At 39.5% G+C, this 24,517-nt stretch carries 18 protein-coding genes; 8 read left to right on the top strand and 10 right to left on the bottom strand.

Going from position 1 to position 24,517, the window contains the following annotated elements; translation table 11 throughout:
• Nucleotides 1-309 precede the first annotated feature (309 nt).
• The 8 genes from D464_RS0103095 to gcvT all read right to left on the bottom strand — a co-directional run bounded on the left by D464_RS0103095 (nucleotide 310) and on the right by gcvT (nucleotide 9,606).
• Nucleotides 310-1,020 (bottom strand): LytR/AlgR family response regulator transcription factor, encoded by a 711-nt coding sequence (locus D464_RS0103095; RefSeq protein ID WP_018910098.1) that lies wholly within the window; start codon nucleotides 1,018-1,020, stop codon nucleotides 310-312.
• The gene (locus tag D464_RS0103090; RefSeq protein WP_004381772.1) at nucleotides 995-2,074 is read right to left on the bottom strand and encodes a sensor histidine kinase; all 1,080 of its coding nucleotides are present in this window, start codon (nucleotides 2,072-2,074) and stop codon (nucleotides 995-997) included. The genes D464_RS0103095 and D464_RS0103090 overlap by 26 nt, the downstream gene beginning before the upstream one ends.
• A gap of 548 nt (nucleotides 2,075-2,622) precedes the next feature.
• Complete coding sequence (locus tag D464_RS0103085; protein ID WP_026284618.1) at nucleotides 2,623-3,225, bottom strand: riboflavin synthase; 603 nt, start codon at nucleotides 3,223-3,225, stop codon at nucleotides 2,623-2,625.
• 496 nt (nucleotides 3,226-3,721) lie between these two features.
• The gene (gene lpdA / locus D464_RS0103080; protein WP_018910095.1) at nucleotides 3,722-5,089 is read right to left on the bottom strand and encodes a dihydrolipoyl dehydrogenase; all 1,368 of its coding nucleotides are present in this window, start codon (nucleotides 5,087-5,089) and stop codon (nucleotides 3,722-3,724) included.
• 56 nt (nucleotides 5,090-5,145) lie between these two features.
• A complete protein-coding gene (gene gcvPB / locus D464_RS0103075; protein ID WP_018910094.1) occupies nucleotides 5,146-6,636 on the bottom strand; it encodes an aminomethyl-transferring glycine dehydrogenase subunit GcvPB in 1,491 nt (496 codons plus the stop codon).
• 29 nt (nucleotides 6,637-6,665) lie between these two features.
• Entirely contained in the window at nucleotides 6,666-7,976 is a 1,311-nt protein-coding gene (gene gcvPA / locus D464_RS0103070; protein ID WP_018910093.1) for an aminomethyl-transferring glycine dehydrogenase subunit GcvPA, read from the bottom strand.
• A gap of 112 nt (nucleotides 7,977-8,088) precedes the next feature.
• Nucleotides 8,089-8,472 (bottom strand): glycine cleavage system protein GcvH, encoded by a 384-nt coding sequence (gene gcvH, locus D464_RS0103065; protein WP_004381778.1) that lies wholly within the window; start codon nucleotides 8,470-8,472, stop codon nucleotides 8,089-8,091.
• Between the two features lie 48 nt (nucleotides 8,473-8,520).
• On the bottom strand, nucleotides 8,521-9,606 hold the full coding sequence (gene gcvT / locus D464_RS0103060; protein WP_018910092.1) for a glycine cleavage system aminomethyltransferase GcvT: 1,086 nt from the start codon (nucleotides 9,604-9,606) through the stop codon (nucleotides 8,521-8,523).
• Nucleotides 9,607-9,838: 232 nt separating this feature from the next.
• Between gcvT and D464_RS0103055 the strand changes: the two genes are divergently transcribed.
• Both D464_RS0103055 and D464_RS0103050 read left to right on the top strand, forming a co-directional pair.
• Entirely contained in the window at nucleotides 9,839-10,927 is a 1,089-nt protein-coding gene (locus tag D464_RS0103055; RefSeq protein ID WP_018910091.1) for a 4Fe-4S binding protein, read from the top strand.
• Between the two features lie 674 nt (nucleotides 10,928-11,601).
• Nucleotides 11,602-13,179, top strand: coding sequence for an NAD(P)/FAD-dependent oxidoreductase (locus D464_RS0103050; protein ID WP_018910090.1), 1,578 nt, complete (start codon nucleotides 11,602-11,604; stop codon nucleotides 13,177-13,179).
• Nucleotides 13,180-13,294: 115 nt separating this feature from the next.
• Here the strand turns inward: D464_RS0103050 and D464_RS0103045 are convergent, their stop codons facing one another.
• Together D464_RS0103045 and D464_RS0103040 are read right to left on the bottom strand one after the other, a co-directional pair.
• Nucleotides 13,295-15,400, bottom strand: a complete 2,106-nt coding sequence (locus tag D464_RS0103045) for a dipeptidyl-peptidase 3 family protein (RefSeq protein ID WP_018910089.1) — start codon at nucleotides 15,398-15,400, stop codon at nucleotides 13,295-13,297.
• 26 nt (nucleotides 15,401-15,426) lie between these two features.
• Complete coding sequence (locus tag D464_RS0103040; RefSeq protein WP_018910088.1) at nucleotides 15,427-15,885, bottom strand: helix-turn-helix domain-containing protein; 459 nt, start codon at nucleotides 15,883-15,885, stop codon at nucleotides 15,427-15,429.
• Nucleotides 15,886-16,260: 375 nt separating this feature from the next.
• On the opposite strand from D464_RS0103040, the gene hcp reads away from it, so the two are divergent.
• The 6 genes from hcp to D464_RS0103010 all read left to right on the top strand — a co-directional run bounded on the left by hcp (nucleotide 16,261) and on the right by D464_RS0103010 (nucleotide 24,194).
• The gene (gene hcp / locus D464_RS0103035) at nucleotides 16,261-17,913 is read left to right on the top strand and encodes a hydroxylamine reductase (protein WP_018910087.1); all 1,653 of its coding nucleotides are present in this window, start codon (nucleotides 16,261-16,263) and stop codon (nucleotides 17,911-17,913) included.
• 661 nt (nucleotides 17,914-18,574) lie between these two features.
• Complete coding sequence (gene gmd, locus D464_RS12465; protein ID WP_018910086.1) at nucleotides 18,575-19,666, top strand: GDP-mannose 4,6-dehydratase; 1,092 nt, start codon at nucleotides 18,575-18,577, stop codon at nucleotides 19,664-19,666.
• A gap of 17 nt (nucleotides 19,667-19,683) precedes the next feature.
• A complete protein-coding gene (locus D464_RS0103025; RefSeq protein WP_018910085.1) occupies nucleotides 19,684-20,886 on the top strand; it encodes a GDP-L-fucose synthase family protein in 1,203 nt (400 codons plus the stop codon).
• A gap of 21 nt (nucleotides 20,887-20,907) precedes the next feature.
• Nucleotides 20,908-23,022: a prolyl oligopeptidase family serine peptidase gene (locus D464_RS0103020; protein ID WP_018910084.1), complete on the top strand. Its 2,115-nt coding sequence runs from the start codon at nucleotides 20,908-20,910 to the stop codon at nucleotides 23,020-23,022.
• 170 nt (nucleotides 23,023-23,192) lie between these two features.
• Complete coding sequence (locus D464_RS0103015; protein WP_018910083.1) at nucleotides 23,193-23,963, top strand: YaaA family protein; 771 nt, start codon at nucleotides 23,193-23,195, stop codon at nucleotides 23,961-23,963.
• A 33-nt stretch (nucleotides 23,964-23,996) separates the two neighbouring features.
• Nucleotides 23,997-24,194, top strand: a complete 198-nt coding sequence (locus D464_RS0103010; protein WP_004382141.1) for a hypothetical protein — start codon at nucleotides 23,997-23,999, stop codon at nucleotides 24,192-24,194.
• Nucleotides 24,195-24,517: the final 323 nt, after the last annotated feature.

Below are 24,517 nucleotides of genomic sequence, written 5' to 3'. Positions count from 1 at the left end.
AAAAATTAAGATATGGCAAAGGGATGACTGAAAAAAGCCACCAAAGTAAGAGGATCCTACCTGTGAGCAACATTCCTATTTAATAAGCAGAAGCATCATCACCTATTTACTCTTCCACTTTTACCCATGCAATGACTCAACCTATTCGAAGATATTAGTGATAGTTATTGAAATTGTATAATAAATAATGAACAATTACACATTTAAATTGGAGGTGAATTATCCCAAAACTAAAGAGTTTATATAACTCTAATAACATAAAAAGGTAGTTAGAAAAACCTAACTACCTTTTGCATATTGAATTACAAATTACAAAGTATGTCCATCTAAGAAATCTTGTAATCTAACCTTATAACTATCTGATATCGGAAGGATCGCGCCACCGATGACAATCCGAAAACGATCAATTCCATCCACTTTTTTCATGTGTATGATATAAGATCTATGAACACGCATAAATTCTGGTTTAGGAAGAGCCTCTTCTATCTTCTTCATGTTCATCAAACTCATAATAGGTTTATGACCATCTTCCAGATATATCTTTACATAATCTTTCACTCCTTCGATGTAAAGTATATCATCAAACATGATTTTGACTAGCTTATACTCACTCTTCACAAAGATAAAACGATCATTTGAAGCATTCTCTGATTGACGTACACTCTTAAACCACTCTAAAGCCCTATTTGCTCCTGCTAAGAAATCGTCATAGCTGATAGGCTTCATCAAGTAATCTATAGCATTAGCCTTGTAACCCTCAACAGCATACTGACTAAATGCCGTTGTAAAAATTATCTTTGTCTCTTTGGGAAGTATCTTCGCAAATTCCAATCCACTTAATTCGGGCATCTGAATATCTAAGAAAATAAGATCTACTCTATTCCCTCGAATGGCTCTAATACCTTCTACGGCACTATTGAACACTCCTATCAGATTCAAAAAAAGAGTTTTCTTTGCATAGCTAGCAAGTAAATCTGCCGCTAATGGCTCATCATCAATGATTATGCAATTTAGTGTCATAGATTATTATTTTAGACGAATATATGTTCATTTTACTATCATATTTCTTTTCCCATCGGTATTTACCAGAATAGGCGAGCTCTAAGCGGCGTTCGACTTGCTTTAGTCCAATACCATGTCCACTCCTTTCTTCCTTTGTTTTCGGATAATTACTATTTTCTATAGCAAACATTATGCGTTCATCGTTCGCATCCAATAGAATGTGAATAAAGTTCTTATGGTTAGGACTTATACCATGCTTGAAAGAGTTTTCAAGCAGTGAGATAAATATCATCGGAGCAACTTGAATATTGCATGGTTCTGGTATATTACATTCTCGTTTAATTTCAATATTATCGGGAATACGAATCATCATCAACTCAATATAGTTATTCAAGAACTCAACTTCTTCTTTTAAACTTACATACGGCTGCTGATAATCATACAAAATATGGCGCAACATCTTTGAGAGATCAATGATAGCCTTTTGCGCTTTCTCAGTATCAAAAGCTGTAAGAGCATAAATATTATTCATCGTATTGAGCATGAAGTGTGGATTCACTTGCTGACGAAGATTAATCAATTCTGCTTTTGTCATAGCAGTTTCAGCTTCTCGCTTCTCTTCTTCAGCTTTCGACCAACGTTGTGCCATCAATACAGAGGTTGCAGCTCCCGCACAGATACTCAAATTAAAGATATTACGAGTAATGAAGAAAAGATGTGGATTTATATTCTCTTCCACATTCTGCAACAACAACTGGTAAGAAAACGAAATAATATATCGTTCAGTCCCCGTATAATACAACCATTCATGTTGTGCTATAGACAAAAATAAGATTAGAACAATATTATATATCCAAAATTCTTTCTCATTACCTTTAAGTAGCTTTGGTGCAAAAACGAAATAATTAATGTAGGCAACTATCATCATTGACAAAGGAACTATATACTGGGATAAGCTCTCTTGCCATGAAAATAAACCAAAAGGGGAGTATATGATAGGAACGAGGAACAAAGGAAGCCAAAGTACTATTTGACTCCAAAATACCTTTGATGTATAAATTTGTTTCCTCATTATTACTCTTTATTTATCGTATCTGTCACAATTCACAAACAAAGATAATAAAACTTTCTGTAAAAGAAATGTATTATCAAAATATGTGAGTTATTTTTACATTTACCATATAGAAAATATATACTAAAGCCATGTAATTAACTAATTTTTATAATACAAACCCATATTTATACGAAAAGAAGGCGTATCAAAATACAAATACATTAATTAAAGTCTTTTGCTTTTTGATACAGGTAGAAAGCATACAAACATATTTTTCAATGACAGATTATATAAGGTGCTTTTAAAGAGACAGAAGGTACACAATGAAAACAAATATAGAATGTACATATCCTTTTAATCAAAATAACGCTTATCCTAACTAGCTTCCGTTAGGCACATCCCCTCCCTTGGAGGGGCTTGTGAAGGCTTTTATCCTACCACTGGATCAGAGTACCCTTCACTCCCCTCTCCGAATGGAGAGGGGAGTGAATAGTACTGTTTGCTGAGGTTTTACAAAGTCTGTCGCTAATGAGAGGGACTGCCTTTTCATTATAACATGACGATGATTATACCTTATGATAGAGGCGTGCAATGTATTTACCGATTATGTCAAACTCAATATTCACAGTAGAACCAAGCCGAATATCGGCGAAGTTTGTATTCTCTTTGGTGTACGGAATAATAGCTACCTTAAAGCTATTATCTGTAGGCTCGCAAACGGTAAGAGATACACCATTGACAGTTATCGAACCTTTATCAACAGCCAAATAACCTCTTTGAGCCATTTCTGGGTTAAGAGGATATTCAAAAGTATAATAAGTACTGCCATCAGCATCTTCCATATTAATGCACTTAGCCGTTTGATCAACGTGCCCTTGAACTATATGCCCGTCTAAACGAGCATTCATCAGCATTGAACGTTCAACATTAACTCGGTCTCCTACTTTAAGTAAGCCAAGATTTGAATGTTCGAGCGTCTCTTTCATCGCTGTTACAGTATAGGTGTCGCCTTCAAACTTAACAACCGTCAAGCAAACACCATTGTGAGCTACGCTCTGGTCTATCTTCAATTCTTTTGTAAATGAACAACGGAAAGTAAAATGGATATTTTCTTGCTCGTGCTCTATACGGACTAAAGTTGCCATTTCTTCTACAATACCTGAGAACATATAATTAATTCCTTTCTTTTCTCCTTTGAAAGCTAGCTGTAGCAGTGGGATACTAATACCCTTTACCATATAATATAAGGATAGCTATTTTCCGTATGGAGAGTTTAAGATTTAGTTAATAATCTATAGATATATAAAAGGTGAGACTCCCATTTAGGAATCTCACCGCAATTCCCTCATCTTGTGTGGGTGGAATATGGAAAGTCGTATCGATGATGTGATGAAAAGTCCGAGTATCAATGATAAGAGAGCTCCTCGTCTTTGTAATCCACTGACCTTGCGGCTCAGTCGCTAAATGCAATTTATGTGGCCCGCCATTAACAAAAGAAGTCTTCTCGGGTTTTCTAATTTATTTGATGACTATCCCAATCGAATCGATACGACTAAATCTGTATCCTTTCGGCATGCAAAGTTAGTGTAAAGTTCTTTATCATCCAAACATTTTGCAATTTAAATATCTCTCTTCAGAGAGACAAAACATATTACATTGATACTTTTACCCTATTAATGTATCTTGTAATATCTCACTAAGCGTTGGATGAATATGAATGATATCACATATTTCTTCTAACTTTATATCACGATTCATGAGTGCGGAAAGCTCTTGAATGAGATCAGCTGAATGGCTTCCATACGCATGTCCTCCAAGGATTAATCCATCTTCACCTATCAGGATTTTAATCATTCCTTCTGTTTCATTCATGCTTAAAGCCTTACCATTTGAACGATAAAAGCCTTTTCGTGTAGTATACGGAATCCCAGCTTCTTTACATTGATCTTCCGTCTTACCAACACTGGCTGCTTCTGGATAAGTAAAGATCGCTGATGGCATAATGTCAAGACGAATATTATCTTGTTTGCCTATAATGTGATTAACAGCACGGAATCCTTGGAAGGTAGCAGCATGCGCTAACATTTGACGAGCATTTACATCACCTATGGCATAAATACCCTTGATGTTCGTCTCCATATTATCATTAACAGGGATACCTTTTGGTGAAAACTCAATATTTGTTGAGTCTAATCCCACATCCATTACATTCGGCTGTCTACCCGTAGCAATAAGAACTATATCTGCTTCTATCTTAAATTCCTTATCTTTTTTACGGAATACAACCATTGTTCCGAGATTATCTCCCTCTGTCGGATATATAATTTCTTCAACAGCACTTTGCATATAGAATGTCACACCTCTCTTTTCAAGTGTTTTTCTTAAGCGTTTTGCAATATCACTATCAATAGGAGGTAGACACTCCTTCATAAACTCAACAACAGTTACTTGACTTCCGAAAGCAGCGAAAGCAGAAGCGAACTCCATTCCGATAACTCCAGCACCAATTATAACAAGCTTTTCTGGTAATTTCTCAATAGAAAGAAGTTCTGTAGAAGTAACAACCGTGCGCTTAGACTTTGGATTATTTAAATAATCTTCCCTATTAATAAAAGGTGGGAGCTTTGCTTGAGATCCAGTTGCTATAATAATATTCTTTGCTTCTATTTTCCTGTCATCAACTTCAACTATATGATCAGACACAAAATGTGCTTCACCTTTTATCAAAGTGATATTGTGCTGATCTAATAAGGAGCCAATCCCTTCTCTAAGTTGGTTAAGTACGCCTTCTTTTCTCTCTATCACCTTCTTGAAATCAAGTGAAGGAAGCGAACCAATGGACGAAAGAGCAGTAAGGCGAACCTCAGCATCATGTGCAAGACATTTCGTAGGAATACATCCCGCATTGAGACAAGTTCCGCCTAGTTGTCCTTTCTCTATAATAGTTACTTGAAGACCATTTTTAGCTGCATAAGAAGCGGTTCGGTAACCACCAGGTCCCGAACCAATAATCAATAAATCTGTTTTATCCATATAAATCCTTTTAAATAGATTTATTATATTCAATATAGACTTTTCACAAACACAAATTAAGATTCTTCCCCCTTATCATTAACAAGTTGTTGATAGGTCAAGATAGGATGTTTTGCAGCAAGGACATCATCCACACGTCCAATAGGAGTATTGTGTGGAGCCTCTCTTAATAGATCTGGAGTATCTATAGCTTCCTTAGCAATAAGATGCATTGTCTTAATGAATCCATCTATGGTTTCTTTACTTTCATTCTCTGTTGGTTCAATCATCATAGCCTCATGGAACAAAAGTGGAAAGTAAATTGTTGGAGCATGATATCCATAATCAAGGAGACGCTTAGCCACATCCATTGTAGTAATACCAGTACTTTTGTCTTTTAATCCATCGAATACAAATTCATGTTTGCACAATATATCAATAGGAAGTTCATAATCATCTTTCAGACATTCCTTTATGTAATTAGCGTTCAATGTCGCTAACAAACCTACCTCTTTAAAATGATCCTTACCCATTGTAAGTATATATGTATAGGCACGAAGAATCACGAGGAAATTACCCAAATAACCTCCAACATGAATATCTCCAACACTATTTTCTTCCTTCTTTCCAGCTCTCTCTATATAAAAACCATTCTCATTCTTGCATACGTGAGGTTTAGGAAGGAATGGGATTAACTTCTCACAGACTCCAACAGGACCAGAACCTGGACCACCGCCACCATGAGGAGTTGAGAAGGTTTTGTGCAGATTAAGATGGATCACATCAAATCCCATATCGCCAGGACGAGCAATTCCTAATAAAGGATTAAGATTAGCACCATCATAATATAGTAATCCGCCACAATCATGCACTAAACGTGCTATTTTGGGAATATCCTTTTCAAACAATCCAAGAGTATTAGGATTGGTCATCATCATACCCGCAATATCATCTCCTAATAATTTCTTTAGGTCATTGACATCTACAAGCCCATCTTCTGTACTTTTCACTTCAACGATTTCAAGTCCACATACCGCTGCAGAAGCAGGATTTGTACCATGGGCAGAATCTGGTACGATAACTTTTTTGCGCTTAGTATCTCCACGTTGGAGATGATATGAAGAAATGATCATCAGACCCGTCAACTCTCCATGCGCACCTGCATAAGGATTGAGCGTGACATCAGCCATACCCGTAATTGATGCTAATGCATGTTGAATATTATATTCAACTTCCAAAGCACCTTGCACCGTTTCTATCGGTTGGCGAGGATGAAGCCCAATGAAAGAAGGCATTGAAGCGATTTCTTCATTAATCGTTGGATTGTACTTCATGGTACATGAACCAAGAGGATAAAAGCCATTATCAACTCCGAAGTTATTTCCACTATGATTTGTATAATGCCTTACAACCGTAAACTCATCACATTCTGGTAATTCTGCATCCTTTGCTCGTTTACATGATGATGGTAGAGTATGATTTCCAAAACTATTTTCTGGTAAGCTATAAGCACGTCTGCCAGGATGGGATAATTCAAATATCAGATTTCCATATAACTTGTTATTCATCGCAACTTATAATTTAAGACATTGTATAATTAGAATAATTCAATAAAGGAATCAACCTCATCCTTGGTGCGCTTTTCAGTAACAGCAATAAGAAGCTTATTATCATCAACTTTAATACCCGGAAGGAAGCCTTTCTTTATCGCCTTTTCAAAGAAATCATCTCGATTTTCCATTTCTATAAGGAACTCATTAAAGAACTCTCTATTGTAAACTAACTTAGCTTTACCTGTACTAACAAGTTTTTCACATAGATAATGAGCTGCATCGTAACTTAATTGTGCAGCTTCTTTAATCCCCTCTTTACCCATAAGTCCCATGTAAATCGTAGCATACAATGCCATTAAACTTTGATTTGAACAGATATTTGATGTTGCTTTCTGGCGACGAATATGCTGTTCGCGTGCTTGTAAGGTAAGCACAAATACACGCTGTCCACGATTATCACGTGTCTGACCAACAATACGTCCTGGGAGTTTACGCATAAGCTTCTGAGTAGAACACATATAACCAGCATAAGGACCACCAAAGCTCATTGGCAAACCAAGGCTTTGAATATCGCCGACAGCAATATCTGCCCCCCATTCACCTGGAGTCTTTAACAAAGCAAGGTCAGCGGCTACACTATTAATAATAAACATAGTCTTCTTTTCATGGCAAGCATCAGCAAAACCTGTAAAATCTTCTATAATTCCATAGCGATTAGGCTGTTGAACGATAACGCCAGCAATACCACCTTCACCTAATCCCTTCTTTACTTCGTCTAAAGTGGTAGCACCTTCTGCTGTTTCAATAGCTTTCAATTTAACACCATGGAAGAACGCATAAGTCTTTAGCACCGCAATGATATTCTCATTCAATGCTCCGGAATAAAGAATAGTATCAGCCTTTTTACTATTATTAAAAGCTACCATCATTGCTTCAGCCGTAGCGGTTGTGCCCTCATACATTGAAGCATTGGCGATATCCATACCTGTTAACTCTGCCATCATACTTTGGAATTCGAAGATATAATGGAGGGTTCCCTGAGAAATCTCTGCTTGATAGGGGGTATAAGATGTGAGAAATTCCGAGCGACTTACGATATTTGCGATTGCACTTGGGCTATAATGATCATAAACTCCACCACCAGCAAAGCAGGTAAGCATATCATTTTTTTTACCGAGTTTATCAAAAAAAGCACGAATCTCTAATTCGCTCATTGCATTCAGAATATCATATTCACCTTTAAAGCGGATCTCTTCTGGTATTTCCGAATAAAGCTTATCAAGATCCTTGAAGCCGATTCGATCAAGCATTTGCCGAATTTCTTCATTTGTATGAGGTAAAAACTTATGGTTCATTTTCGTATAGAGTTGTTTAGATATATGATAAAGAGAAAACAAATAGCAGGGAGTATAATAAATAAGGATGTAATAGGACAAACAAACCTTATTTTACCCCCTTTTATTGCTTTTAAGATTCTGAACAGAACTCCTCGTAACCTTGAGCATCCATAAGATCTTTCAATTCTGAAGTATCAGAAAACTCAACCTTGATAATCCAATTCTCGAAAGCGTCCTTATTAAGCAATCCCGGTTCATCCTCTAATGCCTCATTTATCTCTAAGACTTTTCCAGACACAGGAGCTTTTAGGTCGGAAGCTGCTTTGACGCTCTCAATTGCTCCAAAGTCTTCACCAACTTCGATATCATCATCCACTTCAGGCATATCTACATAAACAATATTACCTAATGCGTGCTGTGCATAATCTGTGATACCGATATAGCCAACATTACCACTTACTTTCACAAACTCGTGTGACTCTGAATAATAGAGTCCCTCAATTACTTTAGCCATAATAAATTATTTTTAGGTTTTTAATTCGAATAATATGTTATAACAGCACTACTTTTTGTAATGCTTATCATAGAATTTCTTTTTGACGACTATTCCCAGGAACGACTTCTTACGGATCTGAATCTCAAGTTTATCACCCATCTGAACAGAAGCATCAACCAATGCAACCGCACAGCTCTTTGGTGTTGAGATTAGACGATAGCCAGTTGTGACAACTCCTACCTCTTTTCCAGCTTTCATCACCTTATATCCATGACGTGGAATAGCATTTCCTTCAAGAACAATACCACGAAGACGCTGACTAACACCTTCTGCTTTTTGCTTTTGAAGGGCATCTTTTCCGATAAATTCTTCCTTGTCCAGCTTAACGAACATAGATAAACCTGCCATTACTGGAGATATTTTATCGGATAATTCATTACCATATAAAGGTAAACCAACCTCAAATCTCAATGTATCACGACATCCAAGACCACAAGGAGTAATACCTGCTGCGATGAGTTTATCCCACGCTTCATTAATATACTTAGGAGAACCATAGATCTCAAAGCCATCTTCTCCCGTGTAACCTGTGCGAGAAACGATGATTACCTCGCCATCCGTCTTGACTTGCCGTACTTCATAGAAGTTCAAATCCTTGGTACTTATCCCTAAAACGCTTTCTATTTTTGCCTCTGCTTCGGGACCTTGTAGAGCAAGTTGACCATAGTTTTCACTCTTATTCTTAATAACTACGTCGAATCCGGCAGCATTTTTTTCTATCCACGCTATATCCTTATCTATATTAGAAGCATTGATTGTCATCAAAAACACCTGATCTTCCAGTTTACAGATACAAGTATCATCAACAACTCCACCATCAGGATAACACATCATGCCATATAAAACCTTGCCAGCAGGTAGCCCCCTCACATCATTTGTAAAGATGTGATTGATATATTTCTCGGCTTCCGACCCAGTAACGAGTACTTCTCCCATGTGAGAAACATCAAAGACTCCACAATGCCCGCGTACAGCATTATGCTCTTCCGTAATGCCCGAATACTGAATTGGCATGTCAAAACCAGCAAATGGTGCGATGAGTGCGCCTAACGCAACATGTTTGTCATATAGACAGGTCCTTTTGTTATTCATATTTGTTTAGGTTTAATTTGTTCTTCTAAATGATAAATTGCGGATTTAGGTTCCACCTTATGGACTGCGCAAATATACGAATTAATTAAATTATCCACAAAACTTGCTTATTAAAACTATGTTAACAAAGCTAAAGTATAAATAAGTGACGTTATATCTCCTTGAGAATAAAGATAGTCTATTATTAATTTGTACTTTTGCACCTCACATTTTTGAAGTTTAGGATAGGCTTATGAAGAAATTACAGCAAACATTTATACTAATTACGTGTATCATTGTGATTGCAGTTGCAGCTGCACAACGTGATGGCAAAATATGGGGTGAACAATTATCTAATAACAAAAAAACGACAACGACCAATCAAATTGATACGCTTCGCACATTGGATGATGGTACGATTATTATCAATACAACTTATCTTGCAAAAGATGTAAAAGGATTTGGCGGTACAGTTCCACTGAATATATATATAAAGAATGGTAAAATTGAGAAGGTTGAGGCATTAAAGAACTCTGAATCTCCCGATTTCTTCCAAGAGGCCAGTGCATTACTAACTCGCTGGAATGGTAAAACTACCGAACAAGCTCTCGCAATGAAAGTAGACGGTGTGAGCGGAGCAACTTTCTCTTCCCGTGGAATCATAGGTAATATGAAAGCAGGCTTAGTATATGCTTCCAAGAAAGCGCAGCAGCCTTCAATTTTTGAAAAGATGGATTTGCGTGCTAAGTCGCTTATCGGTCTGTTAGTCGTCCTAATGGCTGCTATAATCCCTCTATTCGTAAAGAAGAAACGCTATCGCATTTTCCAACTTTCATTGAATGTTGTCGTTCTGGGACTATGGGGCGGAACCTTTATTTCATGGTCAGTTCTTGTTGGATTCATGTCAGGCGGCATCAACTTTTGGATATCATTCGTTCCAATAGTTATGCTCATTACAGCTTTCATCTACCCTCTTTTCGGTAAGAAAAATTATTACTGTTCGAATGTTTGCCCCTACGGAGCAGCCCAAGAGTTAGTTGGAATGACCAATCATCATAAATGGAAGATGAGCAAACGATTAGTGCAGAACTTAGAACACTTCCGTAAAATATTATTCTGGGTTCTAATGATTCTGATGTTAGCAGGCGTATGGTCGAAGTGGATGGACTATGAATTGTTCGTAGCCTTCATATTCCAATCAACAAGTTGGGTGGTGATTCTCATCGCAATCCTATTCCTCGTATTGGCAATCTTCATACCGCGTCCTTATTGCCGCTTTGTATGTCCGATGGGAAGCCTATTCAAACTTTCGTCAACAACATCAGTAAAGAAGCTGATTTAATCTATCAATCTCGGCTGGCAAGTGGTAAGAATTGTCAGTCGAGTTCTATCAGATCTTATCACCACGTAGGAGGATTTTCTCGAAAGTATATTCTAATCTTTTGTAATAGAATATTGCTAATTGCAAGCTTCTAATTGCGTTTTTTTCAATCAAACCCTTATTCTCACCCAAATACGCGAATTTTGAGCGGTTTTTGATGTGTGATTTTAATTGCTTGATATATAGAAAGTTATAAAAACCACGCTTACTTTTGAAAGAAAAATACTAGCGTTTTAGGCAAAAAGTACCATCATTTTGACCAAAAAGTACTATCGTTTTAGTAAAAACGTAGGTACATTTTACTAAAAACGTATATACATTTCATCAAAAACGTATATACGTTTCACCAAAAACCAATATACGTTTCTAAAAAGCTCTATAAATGCTTTCTAAAAACTCTAGATTGAAAAAAGCGAATGTAAAATATATTTCCATTAAATGATCCTATGAAAAACGAGAAAAAGGGTGTTAATTTCCACATCATTCTATACGTCTGTAAAAACCGATTATTATTCGGTATCCGCCTTTACAATGGAGGAAATACAAAACTTGGGGGTAGAAATAGCAAGAAATATTGCAATAGCTAACGATTTTCTCGATATATTTACCTAATTTTGCGTCAAAAATAAAGCTATATGACAGAGGAATTTCAGATACGCGTCTTACCGCAAGTGGCATATAACGAGGCTAATTTGAAGGCATACATTGCTCAAGAGAAGGGATTGGATCAGCGAACAATCTATCGAGTGAGGGTTCTGAAGCGATCAATTGATGCGCGCCATCGTGATATTTATGTGAATCTGAAGGTGCGTATTTATGTGAATGAGTTTCCACAGGACGATGCATATACGAAGACCGACTATCAAGATGTTAGCAATAAGCCTTCTGTTATTGTTGTAGGAGAGGGACCTGGCGGCTTGTTTGCTTCTTTAAAACTCATTGAATTAGGCTTGCGTCCTGTCATTCTTGAACGAGGAAAGAATGTGCGCGATCGTAAATTGGATATAGCTTTAATTAAGAAATCACAGGAAGTAGATTCTGAATCTAACTATTGTTTTGGTGAAGGTGGTGCTGGTGCTTATTCGGATGGTAAGTTATATACACGCAGTAAGAAGCGCGGTCCCGTTGATAAGATTCTGAATGTATTTTGCCAACATGGTGCGTCAACGTCTATCCTTGCTGATGCTCACCCACATATCGGAACAGATAAGCTCCCACGTGTGATTGAGAATATGCGAAATACTATTCTTAATTGTGGTGGCGAGGTGCATTTCCAAACGAAAATGACTTCTCTTATATTAGATGGCGACGAGGTTATCGGTGTAAAAGCTATTGATAATCATCGCAGTGCTTTAAGTGTTACTCGCGAGTTTTATGGTCCTGTTATCCTTGCTACTGGGCATTCTGCCCGCGATATTTATCGTTATCTTGCGGAAGCTAATATTGAAATGGAGGCAAAAGGTATTGCCGTTGGCGTTCGTCTTGAACATCCGTCTCATCTGATTGACCAGATCCAGTATCATAATAAGAATGGTAAAGGGAAATATCTCCCAACAGCCGAGTATTCTTTCGTTACACAAGCACAGGGGCGTGGGGTTTATTCTTTCTGTATGTGTCCCGGTGGCTTCGTTATTCCTTCAGCAACTGGTCCTGAACAGATGGTAACGAATGGTATGAGTCCAGCCAATCGCGGTACACAATGGTCTAATTCTGGTATGGTCGTTCAGCTTAATCCAGAAGATGTTGAAGGTGACGACTTACTACGTATCATGCACTATCAAGAGAAACTTGAGCGTGATACATGGCAACAGGGTAATCGAAAGCAAACAGCTCCTGCACAGCGCATGGCTGATTTTGTGAATAATCGCTTATCATACGATCTTCCCAAATCGAGTTATGCGCCTGGACTTATCTCTAGTCCGCTCCATTTCTGGATGCCATCATTCATTACCAAACGACTCCAAGAAGCCTTCAAAGCATTTGGAAAGCAGGCACATGGCTTCTTAACAAATGAAGCAGTAATGATTGCTTCCGAAACACGAACCAGTTCACCCGTTCGCATTTTACGTGATCGTGAAAAGCTCATGCACATTCGACTCACAGGTCTCTTCCCTTGTGCTGAGGGTGCAGGATATGCTGGGGGTATTGTTAGTGCAGGTATTGATGGCGAACGTTGTGCAGAAATGACAGCCGCCTATCTTGAACAGATATAGAAAGAACATCTACTTACATTAACCGTCCTTTCCTTTTGAGGAGGCTGGGTGGAATCTACGGAGATACCTATAAATAAGGGATGGGAACATTATCTGTTTCCATCCCTAACTTTTTCTATAACGTTTGATATTCTCTTGAATAACGGAGCATCTGCTCTGTATAACCTTCAGAATAGTCTACAACGATGTCAATGGTATTACCTTTTTCATCAAGAACAGGCTTCAAAACGGGATTGATAAAGCCTTTATACGGGGCAATATTCAATCGCTTGTATCGTCGGAGTACCTCCTCATGGAGGTTAGCATCCAATTGGATGGCATAACGCTCAACCAGCTTTCGAGCCGATTCAAAGTCGCCTTCACTCTTAATACGCTGTATCTCGGCTAATTCGTGTGCGAAGATACGGCGCAAAGCAGCATAGTCATTGATTTGAACATAGGTCTTCTCCTCACCAGTAGTTGCATCTTTGCGTGTGACCAGTTCGATTACCTTATCCGCTTTACCTAGTTCCATTGCCCATTGAGCAATGAGTGCTCGGTTCTGCATGTGGGACTCCTCAATCTGTTTACCAGGCTTAATGCGTACCTGCTGAGTAAGTAGTCCGTTCATCATATAGCCATAATACTGGGCTTTGTAGGCCTCTTTGTCATCGAGTAAACCAAGTTCAATGAGCTTATCATCGGCTATATAATAGAGTCCGAAGAGGTCGGCACGAGCTTCCTCAATGGTGTTTCCGTAATTCTTCAGCGCATCTGGATCGGTTCCAGGGAGCAGTCTACCACTTCCGTGACCAAGACATTCATGCAAATCGGTGTGTAAGTTGTCCGTCTTATCAGCATATTTATCCATCAATTTGCGGGTGTCTTCATCGATAACGAATTCCTCTCTGAATCCGTTACCCTTAGCTGCCATATCATAAGCATGCGTCAGATTGGAGATAGTAACACTCTTAGAACCATACTCCGCACGTATCCAATCGGCATTGGGAAGATTGATTCCAATAGCTGAAGCAGGGTACTCGTCGCCACCAAGCATAGCTGCACAAATGACGTTCGCAGTGACTCCCTTCACCTTTACCTTGCGGAAAATAGGATTAACGGGGGAATGATCTTCAAACCACTGAGCATTTGTTGAGATTGTTTGTGTGCGATGCGTTGCTTTAAGATCCTTGTATTCTACAATGCCTTCCCATGATCCTTTTAGTCCCATGGGGTCTCCATACACTTCAATAAAACCGTTGATAAAATCAATACGACCGTCTTGCTCTTTAAGCCACTCTATCGAGTAAGCATCAAAGTCACGCAGGTCTCCTGTAATATAATAATGTATAAGCAGACTTATGACACGGCATTGTTGATCATTCTCAGCATAAGTCTTTGCACGTTCCAACCAATAGACGATCTTCTCAATGGCTGCTCCATACTTGCCAGATAGCTTCCATGCGTCTTCACGAATGACACCATTCTCCTTTATAAGGGTCGAATTTAGACCATAGGAGGGCGCACCATACAGGTGTGGAGAGGTCTGTTCAACTGACAAACTATCGCTAACAGACATCTTATTATTAACATCATCCAACTTCATTTGGGCATAGAACGCCTCTACTTCATGCTGATTTACACCTTCATAGAAGTTACATGCAGATGCTTGAACTATATCAATACCATCCGACTTATCCACCCGCTTGGGCAAAACCGTAGGGTCAAAGATAATCGGGCAAAGCTCATCAAGCATGGCTTCAACGCTTTCGCCTTCTTTAAGTGGAAGCAACTTTGCATCAACACTCAATGTAGCTTCACGCAAAAAGTCCTCAGAGAATAAAGGAACAAACTTGTCACAAGCATAATGATGGTATATACCATTGGCAAACCACACCTGCTTCAAATATTGTTCTAAGCCTTGAAATTCATCCTCAAGTTTGTTTCTTTGCTTAAAAAATCTATCACTCTGACCATCAAAATTACCTTTCCAACCAGAGAGTTTATCCTTTTGAGCATATACGAAAATAGTCTCCAACATCTTTCGGATGCGGAGATTATACTTTCCAAACTGGTCAAACGTAATGTCACGTCCAAATAGTGTAGCCTTAGAAAGGCAATAAATGAGTTGCTTCTGATTGAGTGTCAGTGTTCTAAACTCGGGTAGCCGATACCTTAACATTTGTATATCGGCAAAATGTTCACCTAGATAATTAAATTCTTCTTCTGCTGTTTCAATCATAGACTTAATGATATACTTGCCACCGATTACTTTCTTAGTGGCTTCTTTAATCGCATCTCTTCTGAAGGATGTTGTGCTAGATGACGCATCTTATAGTCACGTGGGGTCACACCATTAATACGATAGAATGATGCATAGAAAGACTGTCTATTAGAGAAGCCAACCATGTCACTGATATCCTCCATATTGAGATCCTGATAGCGTTTGTCAACTAGTAAGGCCATTGCTTCCTCGATTCGGAACTTGTTAACGAACGATGTATAGTTCATGTGAAACCTTACATTTACTACTGCAGAGATGTAACGCGTGTTAGTTCCTAAGTCCTCAGCCAGTTGTTTCGCAGAATAATTCTTATCTTTGTAACGCTGCTGGATTAGAATGATATTCAGAATTTTCTCCTTAAGTTCATCCATCAATTGCGGACTTACCAAACTACGGTACGCGGCCATCTTCTCCTTTTTTTCAGTTAAATTATACTTAGCCATAACCGTGGATTTTTAGTTACCAATATGTTATTACAATGCAAATATAGCATAATAAATTAATATTGTCAAGTGCTATGTATAATTTTTAATATCTGTTAGTTGTTGTTTTTCCGATTACCATAATTGTCCCTTCATTTGTAAAGAGCTAAATATTTACATGCACATAACTCATACCTTTGTATAATAGGGACTTTATCTTTATCCTTGTTAATGTTCTTTTTTACACTTAACAAGTCTTATACAGGGTATTAGGGACGATTAATATTTAATATACTTTAACCTTGCAAAGTCACAAATGTTACCTTATAGCCATGATTTAGTCTATATTTTTGCAACCGAAAACGAAATTAAAACATTACATAGAAATAATTTAAAATGGCAGAGAACAAGATGTTTTGTTTCCAATGTCAGGAAACAGCAAAAGGCACAGGATGTACTATTCAAGGTGTATGTGGTAAAAAGGCAGATACAAGTCGTTGGCAAGATTTATTACTCGCAGTGACTCGTGGTATTGGAACTATCGCTGATTCACTTCGCAAAGCAGGTGTTGAGACAAGTCAGGAAGTAGGTGACTATATCGTTGACTCACTCTTCGTTACCATCACCAATGCTAACTTCGATGACCAAGCAATATTAGCTAAAGTGGATAAGGGTGTACAATTGAAACGTGAGTTACTCGATCTTGCGGCTTCAAAGAATGTTACCCTCCCTGATTACCAAGAGATTATGTGGGGTGGAGAAAAGGCTGATTATGAAGCCGAAGGAAATCGAGAAGGAGTGTTACGTACCGAGAATGAAGACTTTCGTTCACTAAAGGAATTGACCGTATTAGGCTTGAAAGGTATGGCTGCATATTATGAGCATGCATCACGCCTCGACGAACGCAACGATGAGATCATCGCCTTTATGGAGAAGGCATTAGGCATTGTTTCCAACCCAAACGCTGATATGGAAACCTTGCTCGCAACCGTTATGGAGACTGGTAAATATGGTGTTGATGCGATGGCTCTACTCGATAAGGCAAACACACAGGCATATGGTAATCCAGAGTTGACCAAGGTTAACATCGGTACTGGTAATCGTCCTGGAATCCTCATTTCTGGTCACGACTTGAAGGATATTGAGCAATTGTTGGAGCAGACAGAGGGTACTGGTATCGACGTTTACACCCATGGTGAAATGTTGCCAGCACACTATTATCCACAGTTGAAGAAGTACAAGCATCTTGTTGGTAACTATGGTAACGCATGGTGGAAACAGAAGGAAGAATTCGAGACCTTCAATGGTCCTATTGTCTTCACAACGAACTGTATCGTTCCTCCTTCACCAAAGGCAAGCTACAAGGATCGCGTCTTCACAACCAATGCAACAGGTTATCCAGGTTGGAAACACATCACTGCTGATGCAAACGGACACAAAGACTTCTCTGAAGTAATTGAGATTGCTAAGACCTGCAAAGCACCAACTGCTATCGAGCAAGGCGAGATTATTGGTGGATTCGCACATGCACAAGTATTCGCACTTGCCGATAAGGTTGTTGATGCTGTAAAGTCTGGTGCTATTCGCAAGTTCATTGTTATGAGTGGTTGTGATGGTCGTATGAAGAGCCGCGACTACTATCGTGACTTCGCAAGTCGCCTTCCAAAGGACACAGTTATCTTAACCAGTGGTTGCGCAAAGTTCAAGTATAACAAACTAAACCTTGGTGATATCAATGGTATTCCACGTGTATTGGATGCTGGTCAATGTAATGACTCTTACTCATGGGCAGTCGTAGCTATGAAGCTAAAAGAGATTTTTGGTGCTAACGATATCAATGATCTTCCAATCGAATTCAATATTGCATGGTATGAGCAGAAGGCTGTTATCGTTCTCTTAGCCTTACTCCATCTCGGTATAAAGAACATCCATATAGGACCAACGTTGCCAGCTTTCGTTTCACCAAACGTACTGAAAGTATTGGTAGAGAACTTCGGTCTCGGTGGTATTACAACTGTTGATGAAGATCTCAAGAGCATGGTTGGATAATTTTTCTACCTAATTTAATTAGATAACGACATGCCTTCTCTGTTACAGGAGAAGGCTTTTTGTTTTAAAGGAAAGCCTTACTTGCAATCAAAGGAAGCCTCTTCTCACACTCAAGAAAGGCTTTCTTCCATTTAAGGAAAGCACATATTTGTTTTGAGGGAGATCGTAGACTATATAAAACTAACATATACGAATAATTCTTCGATAGATAAATTTAGGAAGAACTAAATCCTAATTGTAAAGTTAAAAACAAAAGGATGTAGAAGAGTGTTAGACTATATAAAAAAGAGAAGATGCTGGTTACTGTCACTCCTATCATTCCTTTATAGCTCTTAATCTACTGAAGAACAAGCCATTACCATAAATGTTAAAAATGACAGCAACTATAATTAAAACTAAATTAGAGATTTTGTGTGCTTGATATACGAATGATTTTCCATGGATTAAGTAAATTAAAAGTACTTTTAGAGCTATATACTGTATAGTTCGATCACATGGCTCTTTACACCCAAATATGGGTTAAATCCAAAACAGTTAACGCATAATTCTAAAGAATATACCCATTGAAAACTTTGATTATTAATAATAATTTGTATCTTTGTGCATTCGTAAGTAATGACATAACGGCTTACAACAAAATAACAGATAAAACTTAAAAACAATGCAAAAAACAGCTCTTATCACTGGTATCACGGGACAAGATGGTTCCTATTTGGCTGAGTTATTACTCGAGAAAGGATATGATGTTCATGGTACTATACGCCGTTCATCAGTAGACTTCCGTGAGCGCATTGCTCACTTAGAGGGTCTTCCACATTTCCACTTACACTATGCTGATCTTGGAGACTCTATGAGTATCCTTGGCGTTATAGGTAAGGTTCGCCCCAATGAGATATACAATCTCGCCGCACAAAGCCATGTTCAAGTGAGCTTCGACTCGCCTGAGTTCACTGCAGATGTTGATGCTGTCGGTGTGTTGCGAATATTAGAAGCAGTTCGCCAGTTGGATTTGACAGATACATGTCGTATCTATCAAGCTTCAACTTCAGAGTTATATGGTAAGGTTGAGGAGGTTCCACAGAACGAGAATACGCCTTTCCACCCTTATAGTCCATACGCTGTTGCAAAGCAATACGGCTTCTGGATTGTAAAAGAATATCGAGAGGCTTATAACATGTACTGCTGCTCTGGCATTCTTTTCAACCATGAGAGTGAACGTCGCGGAGAGACCTTTGTGACTCGAAAGATTACTCTCGCAGCAGCAAGAATAAAGCAAGGTAAACAAGAGAAACTCTATTTGGGCAACCTGAGTTCATTACGTGACTGGGGGTATGCAAAGGACTATGTCGAGTGTATGTGGCTTATCTTGCAACAGGAACAACCAGAGGACTTTGTTATCGCAACAGGCGTTCAACACAGTGTTCGTGAGTTCTGTTATCATGCTTTTAAACGTGTTGGTATTGAATTGGAGTTTAAGGGTGAAGGTATGAATGAGAAAGGTATTGACAAGGCAACAGGCAATGTCTTGATCGAAGTTAGCCCTGACTTCTATCGTCCAACAGACGTTGTTAACCTCTGGGGTGACCCTACCAAGGCGAAAGCTAAGCTGGGATGGAATCCTAATAGTACGAGCTTTGAAGAACTTGTCAATATCATGGTTGATCACGATATGGCTAAGGTTGCATCGGATGGTGCGGCTGAGAAGGTTAGAACAAACTTAGCAGAATATCTTGAGAAGGGTATTGTGAAATAAGGTAATAACACGAAAGAATGAATAAAGATAGTAAGATCTATGTAGCTGGACACCATGGTTTGGTGGGTTCAGCTATATGGAATAACCTTGAAAAAAGAGGTTATAAGAATCTTGTGGGTAGGTCACATAAGGAGTTGGACTTAACCGATCAGCTTGCTGTAAAGCGATTCTTTGATGAAGAGAAACCCGATGCTGTTGTATTGGCTGCAGCCTTCGTTGGTGGTATCATGGCGAACTCTTTGTATCGTGCAGACTTCATTATGCAGAACATGAAGATGCAATGCAATGTCATAGAACAGAGCTATCTCCATGGTGTGGAGAAGTTACTTTTCTTAGGAAGTACTTGTATCTATCCTAAGAATGCACCACAACCAATGAAGGAGGATGCGCTTCTCACTTCTCCTCTTGAATATACAAATGAGGAATACGCCATTGCTAAGATAGCAGGACTAAAGATGTGCGAGAGCTACAACCTACAATATGGAACGAATTACATAGCCGTTATGCCAACCAATCTCTATGGTCCTAACGACAACTTCCACTTAGAAAACTCGCATGTAATGCCAGCCATGATGCGTAAGATTTACTTGTCTAAACTCATCCACGAGGGCAACTGGAATGCTATACGCAACGACATGGATAAACGCCCCATCAACCCAACTGACCAGTTGAGGGCACTCATTGGCGAAGGAAATGTTGATGGAAAGAACGCTAAGGAACGCATTTTAAAGGCATTATCATTCTATGGAATCGAGAACAATAAAGTGACACTCTGGGGTGATGGTAGTCCACTTCGTGAGTTCCTTTGGAGCGAAGATATGGCTGATGCCAGCGTGCATGTCCTCCTGAATGTAGACTTCAAAGATATCATCGGGATCGATAAGTATTCAAGTGTTTTCTATGGTGCTAAGATTGATGGAGCCGTCGATCGCAACAATTCAGAGGGTCGTGGAGGTGCTATCCCATCGTTAGGTGAGATCCGAAACTGCCACATTAATGTTGGTACTGGCAAAGAATTGACCATTAAAGAACTGGCGGAACTCGTAAAGAAAACAGTTCATTTCGAGGGAGAAATTGTCTGGGATGCTGATAAACCCAATGGTACTCCACGCAAACTCATCGATGTTGAGAAACTCCATAGACTTGGTTGGACACATAAAGTAGAGATAGATCAAGGTGTAGAGAAGCTCTATGAGTGGTATCAAGAAAGCCTAAGATAATTCATTTTAACCTTTTACCACATGAAGAAGCAAGTATTATTAACAGCGGCAGTAATGTCCGTAACGAGTGTAATGGCACAGAAGATTAACTATCCGCAAGCGCCTAAAGACAACACAGTTGACACCTATTTCGGTGTGCAAGTGGCTGACCCTTATCGCCCATTAGAGAATGATAGCTCTAAAGCAACAGCCGAGTGGGTGAAGAAGGAGAATGAGGTAACACAACAGTACCTTGCTCGCATTCCTTTCCGAAGCAAACTCTTCCAACGCATGAAAGAGTTAGCTAATTACGAGAAGTTATCTGCACCTTCTTATAATAAGGCTATCGGGAAGTGGTTGTTCTATAAGAACAATGGTCTACAGAACCAAAGCGTCCTTTATGTAATGGACCATCTTGGTGATGAGAAGAACGCTCGCATCCTCCTTAACCCTAATAAGTTATCAGAGGACGGAACGGTTGCTTTAAAAAGTATTAGCTTCTCTCATAATGGTAAATACGCGGCTTATGCCATATCACGTAGTGGCAGTGACTGGGAGGAATTCTATGTTATGAATCCTCAAACAGGCGAACTCCTTGATGATCATATCATGTGGGCTAAGTTCTCAGGTGCCGCTTGGCAGGGGGATGGATTCTACTATAGTGCCTACGACGCACCCGTCAAAGGACATGAATATAGTAATGTGAATGCAGTGCAGAAGATCTATTATCACAAGATTGGAACACCGCAGTCTGAAGACCAGTTGTTCTATCAGAACCCAGCCAATCCCATGCGTTTTTACTTCGTATCTACCAACGAGGACGAGACAATGATGTTCCTTTACGAAAGCGGTGCAGGCTCTGGTAATTGTGTATATGTACGTGATTTACGCAAACCCAATAGTCAGTTCATTCAGATGACATCCAATCTTGACTTGCAATATAGCCTTGTACAGACTATAGGTGACAAGATGTACTTCCTCACGAATGATGGTGCCCCTAAGAACCGATTGATGGTTACGGATATAGAACACCCTGGATTCAATGAGTGGAAAACGCTTGTTCCTGAAAGTAAAGATATGTTGGAAGACGTGACCTTCGTAGATGGTAAGATGATACTAAACTATATGAAGGATGCGTCGAATCATGCTTTTGTCTATGACTTAGATGGTAAGCAACTGGCTGAAATCAAGTTACCAACAGTGGGAAGTGCCGCTTTCTATGGTAAAAAAGACCGCAAGGAAGTGTTCTATTCATTCTCTTCCTTCACCATTCCAAACTCTATTTATCAGTACGATATAGCGTCAAATGAAAGCAAAGTGTACGCTACTCCGAAGGTTAAGTTTCGGTCTTCTGACTACGTAACAGAGCAAGTCTTCTATCCAAGTAAGGATGGTACACGTGTCCCACTGTTCATTACTTATAAGAAAGGACTCAAACGCAACGGCAAGAATCCGGTGTATCTTTATGGTTACGGAGGCTTTAACATTGCCATGCCACCCTACTTCGCATCTAACAGAATACCGTTCCTTGAGAATGGAGGTATCTATGCACAAGCATGCTTGAGAGGCGGTAGTGAGTATGGAGAAGAGTGGCATCTCGCTGGTACGAAACTGCATAAACAGAACGTGTTTGACGACTTTATCTCTGCTGGGGAATGGTTGATTACAAACAAATATACCAGTAAGGACTATCTCGCCATAGTGGGTGGTTCAAACGGCGGACTGCTTGTTGGCGCTTGTATGACGCAACGCCCCGACCTCTTTAAGGTATGTATTCCACAGGTGGGAGTAATGGATATGTTGCGTTACCACAAGTTTACTATTGGTTGGAACTGGGCTCCTGACTATGGAACAAGTGCCGATTCAAAGGAGATGTTTGAGTATCTTCGTTCGTATTCTCCGCTTCATAACCTTCGTCCTGGCACTCATTATCCAGCCACACTCATAACAACTGCCGACCATGATGACCGTGTTGTACCTGCACACTCATTCAAGTTTGCTGCCACTTTACAAGCTTGTAATGCTGGCGACACACCTGTTTTGATTCGTATTGATACTAAGGCAGGACATGGAAGTGGTAAGCCTCTATCTAAACAACTAGAGGAACAAGCCGATATCTATGGTTTCATCCTTTATAATATGGGGTTGAAGTATTAGGAAATAGACTTCTATAGGAGTGAAAGAAGTGAAGGAGTGAATGGAGTTAAGACATCCCTTCTGTTGCTTGTAGTCGTATGAAAGCAATGCAATCAATGGCAGTATTGTCTTTACTTCATTAACTCCTATAACCTCATTAACTCCTGCAAAGCCCCCAATAAGCACTAAATATGCAAATGCTACTTGCTTCGGCAAAGATAATGAATAGCACCACTTCGGTGCAAGTACCCCTCACGCACGAGCCACACTTCGGTAAGGAAGTGGGGAGAATGGCGTTAGAACTGGGCGAGATGTCCGTTGATATCCTATCCAAGGAACTACATTGCAATGAGAAAATAGCCCTGGAAAACAAGCTACGTTATCAAGACTTCTTCAATCGGGAGGCACTTCTTCCAGCTCTCCTAGCCTATTATGGACAGGCTTATAAGTGCTTGAAAGCACAGCAATATAGTCCCGATGACTTCCGTTTTGCCGATGATCATCTATGGATAACGAGCTTTCTTTATGGACTCTTGCGCCCCTTGGATCTCATTCACCCTTATCGTCTTGAGGGCAAGGCAAAGCTCATGCAGAATGATGGAAAGAATATGTTTGCATATTGGAAGCCCTTACTAACCGATATACTCATCAATGTGGTGCAAGATGATGACGGCGTGCTTGTACACTTGGCAACGGCAGAGTTTCAGCAACTCTTCGACTGGAAGCGACTGCAAAAGGCTGTTCGTATTATCCAACCGCAGTTTATGGTAGATCAAGGTAGCCGTCTGAAGGCTGTGAGTGTATATGCCAAGAGCTGTCGAGGAGCGATGACGAGCTATATTCTTCGCAATCGTCTCACAAAACCAAGCGACCTCCTTTCATTTGAATATGAGGGCTTTACTTATCAAGCCAACTATGGCGATGAGGCGCACCCACACTTTATTTTAATGCAAAACGTATAACTCTTTTACTCCAAACAATAACCTATTAGTATTATGTCAATCGAAGAATTCCGCAAAGAAATACTATCAGCTCTACTCGCAAAGACCAACACAAAGGGTGAACCACGCTTTGATGAGGCATCCGCAAAAGAGCTTCTTAATCAGTTATCAGATAATGAGTTGGAGGAAGGTATCCTATTCAATACACCCGAAGATGTGGCTGATGTACTATCAGAAATCGGTCGGTTATAATTCAATAGTAGCCTCCCCAAAATCCCTCTAAAAGCCCCACTCTACCTCTCCGAAAGGCGAAAAATACTTAGCGAAATGTGTGTTTACATGGTAGCTGAGTGCTGGGAGATGTGTAACGAGACTTGGTCTCGTTAGCAACAAACAAGAGGTTGCAAAGAAAGAGACGCCCTTCTCGCATTCAAGAGAGCCTTTCTTTGAAGCAAGGAAACGCCCTCGTTGATATAAAGAAACGCCCTCGTCAATTGGAGTAGATGTCACAAAGTAGGGACAGACGGGGAGAGATTTAGAGACATCCCCCTCCTCTCTCAAGACATGGAGAGGCT

Origin of the sequence: Prevotella veroralis DSM 19559 = JCM 6290 (assembly GCF_000377625.1) — a bacterium.
Classification (GTDB): Bacteria; Bacteroidota; Bacteroidia; order Bacteroidales; family Bacteroidaceae; genus Prevotella; species Prevotella veroralis.
The sequence above is the reverse complement of the archived record's forward strand: the minus strand, read 5'-3'. Positions and strand labels throughout refer to the sequence as shown.

Bases quoted from the DNA above. Each gene is read 5' to 3' on its own strand.
- hcp (WP_018910087.1), top strand. From the start codon at position 16,261: ATGGCAGAGAACAAGATGTTTTGTTTCCAATGTCAGGAAACAGCAAAA.
- gmd (WP_018910086.1), top strand. From the start codon at position 18,575: ATGCAAAAAACAGCTCTTATCACTGGTATCACGGGACAAGATGGTTCC.
- gcvPB (WP_018910094.1), bottom strand. From the start codon at position 6,636: ATGAATAACAAGTTATATGGAAATCTGATATTTGAATTATCCCATCCT.
- D464_RS0103010 (WP_004382141.1), top strand. From the start codon at position 23,997: ATGTCAATCGAAGAATTCCGCAAAGAAATACTATCAGCTCTACTCGCA.
- D464_RS0103040 (WP_018910088.1), bottom strand. From the start codon at position 15,885: ATGGCTAAGTATAATTTAACTGAAAAAAAGGAGAAGATGGCCGCGTAC.
- D464_RS0103020 (WP_018910084.1), top strand. From the start codon at position 20,908: ATGAAGAAGCAAGTATTATTAACAGCGGCAGTAATGTCCGTAACGAGT.
- gcvPA (WP_018910093.1), bottom strand. From the start codon at position 7,976: ATGAACCATAAGTTTTTACCTCATACAAATGAAGAAATTCGGCAAATG.
- lpdA (WP_018910095.1), bottom strand. From the start codon at position 5,089: ATGGATAAAACAGATTTATTGATTATTGGTTCGGGACCTGGTGGTTAC.
- D464_RS0103045 (WP_018910089.1), bottom strand. From the start codon at position 15,400: ATGATTGAAACAGCAGAAGAAGAATTTAATTATCTAGGTGAACATTTT.
- gcvH (WP_004381778.1), bottom strand. From the start codon at position 8,472: ATGGCTAAAGTAATTGAGGGACTCTATTATTCAGAGTCACACGAGTTT.
- D464_RS0103090 (WP_004381772.1), bottom strand. From the start codon at position 2,074: ATGAGGAAACAAATTTATACATCAAAGGTATTTTGGAGTCAAATAGTA.
- D464_RS0103050 (WP_018910090.1), top strand. From the start codon at position 11,602: ATGACAGAGGAATTTCAGATACGCGTCTTACCGCAAGTGGCATATAAC.
- D464_RS0103095 (WP_018910098.1), bottom strand. From the start codon at position 1,020: ATGACACTAAATTGCATAATCATTGATGATGAGCCATTAGCGGCAGAT.
- D464_RS0103055 (WP_018910091.1), top strand. From the start codon at position 9,839: ATGAAGAAATTACAGCAAACATTTATACTAATTACGTGTATCATTGTG.
- D464_RS0103025 (WP_018910085.1), top strand. From the start codon at position 19,684: ATGAATAAAGATAGTAAGATCTATGTAGCTGGACACCATGGTTTGGTG.
- D464_RS0103085 (WP_026284618.1), bottom strand. From the start codon at position 3,225: ATGTTCTCAGGTATTGTAGAAGAAATGGCAACTTTAGTCCGTATAGAG.
- D464_RS0103015 (WP_018910083.1), top strand. From the start codon at position 23,193: ATGCAAATGCTACTTGCTTCGGCAAAGATAATGAATAGCACCACTTCG.
- gcvT (WP_018910092.1), bottom strand. From the start codon at position 9,606: ATGAATAACAAAAGGACCTGTCTATATGACAAACATGTTGCGTTAGGC.